This is a genomic window from Maribacter sp. (genome assembly GCF_049667165.1).
Taxonomy (GTDB): domain Bacteria; phylum Bacteroidota; class Bacteroidia; order Flavobacteriales; family Flavobacteriaceae; genus Maribacter_A.
The window spans coordinates 1-2190 of record NZ_JBATHS010000334.1 but is presented as its reverse complement, the minus strand read 5'-3'; the positions used below and the strand labels follow the sequence as shown (position 1 = coordinate 2190).

General features: G+C 41.2%; 1 protein-coding gene. It reads right to left on the bottom strand.

Annotated elements, in window-relative coordinates:
• On the bottom strand, positions 1 to 1627 hold a 1627-nt coding region (locus tag WBM98_RS15485; protein WP_424366930.1), incomplete at its 3' end, for a glycoside hydrolase family 2 TIM barrel-domain containing protein.
• Between the last annotated feature and the right edge of the window lie 563 nt (positions 1628 to 2190).

Sequence of the window (2190 nt, the reverse complement as noted above, 5' to 3'; positions counted from 1 at the left end):
CCATGATGGGTTTGTCGGGATAATTTTTATGACCATAATCATAGATGACACGCCTATAACTATAGCCGACCATATCCAAGGCATCAATATAACCCGATTCGTAACTTGAGGAAGGTAGTATACAGTTAGCAATGACAAATCGGGTAGTGTCTAACTCACGCGTCCAATCCGCCAATTTCTGCGCAGTTTCCCCGATATCGTATTTTCCTCTTGGCAAGATTTCCAATTGTTTTTTGATTTGATCCGGGGAATTGGGAGGTAGTGCCCAAAAATAATTGCCACTCCAATGCATGTTGTTGAAAAAGCCAGTGGCTTCCCCATTTCTGGGATAGGTCCATTCAATTTCATTACCGATGCTCCATTGGATTATTGAAGGATGGTTTCTATGGGCCAATACGGTATTTTTCAGGTCTTTTTCGGCCCAATCCTGAAAATGTTCGGCATAGCCGCGGGTAATGTAATCCACGCTCTGCTCATTCATGTTCTTTCTCTTGTCCTTTGGATTGTCCCATTCATCAAAAAATTCATCCTGCACCAAAAAGCCCATTTCGTCGCAGAGGTCTAAAAATTCTTGGGAAGCTGGATTGTGTGCGATTCGGATGGCATTGCAACCGGCTTCCTTCAATTTCTCCAAACGTCTTTTCCAGAGGCCTTTAGGAACAGCGGCACCTACTAAACCAGCATCATGGTGCAGACAGACCCCTTTGATTTTTCTATTTTTCCCGTTCAGGAAGAACCCTTTATCCGGATCGAAATTTATGGTTCGTATTCCGAAATTCATTTCATGGGTATCTATGGGCTCCCCATTATGTATTATGGTCGTCTTGGAAACGTATAGGGTAGGGGTTTCTATATCCCATAATTCCGGATTGTCCAGCTCTAAACTTTGCTTGTTATTTTGGGCGCTATTTGGCGGAATATTCAATGTGGTGGATTGCTCTGAGACTTTTTTGCCATTGGAATCAAATAGCTCCGTCATCAACTTGAAGTCCTGGGCGGTTTCATACTGGTTCTCGATCTTTATCTCAATGGCAATTTCTGCTTGGTCCGCAGTGACTTTAGGTGTGGTAACAAAAACGCCCCAGATGGGTATGTGCAGTTTGTTCTTGATGATTAACCCAACATTTCGGTAGATGCCTGAACCTGTATACCAGCGACTATCGGCGTATCTGGTTCGGTCTACCTTTATCTCCAAAACGTTGTCGTCGTTTTGTCCGTTGAGTGCATCACTGATATTGAAATAGAAAGGGGAGTACCCATAGGGGTGAAAACCAAGTTCTTTTTCGTTCAAGGAAACAGTAGCATTGTTATATACCCCATCGAACAGGAGGTAAGCTGTTTGCTCCTTATCGAGTTTTAAGGGAAACTTTTTCTTATAATGCCCAATTCCCCCAGGGAGATAACCGGTGGCTCCTTCCCCTGAAATAGAGTCGAAAGAGGCTTCAACACTCCAGTCATGGGGCAGCCTTATTTTTCGCCAATCCGCTTTCTGTTGCAATGAATCTTCTAGTGAGAATTCCCAATCAAAATTAAAGTCAGAAGATCCGAAGGTGGTGGAGTTCGAATCATTGTGATCAGTGCAGGAAAAAATCAACAGTATTATAAGGTATAACAAACTGTTTTTCATTGATGGATTTTGATTATATGTTGTTTGTTTTCAGTAAGGGCCTCAATAAAACCAGTACCAAATTAATGGATTGTCCGGTAAATCCTTTATAATACAACTTGACAAAAACTGCACAGTTTGATAATAAGAAGAAACCGGATGTCCAAACCGGTTTTGGAAAGAAAATGACTGCCTATTTTAGATGTTCCAATATAAACCTAAGGGTATGGCCATACGGTTCAAATGCTTTGGCCGATCAGGATTGAACAATAGCATTACCATGTGTTTTTTATAGAATGGGGAGAAGCCATGAGGCGATTCTCCGAGCTATTTTAGCTCTTTTGTTTTTTAATTGATCGACCTTTCGGCATCCTGAAAACGACACAGGTTTATTGGGCCTGTAAATCCTTAAAGTCAATTCTTGTTGAATTGCGTATTCACTTTAAATACATCGCATGTATCATTGTTGTTAGCTACAAACAACAATTTTCCTTGTTTCTGCTCAATAACCATCATATTACGGACATCCTTGTCGGCAAAAAATCCGGTTTTACTATTTGGCACATAATTAAAACCTCCAGAAC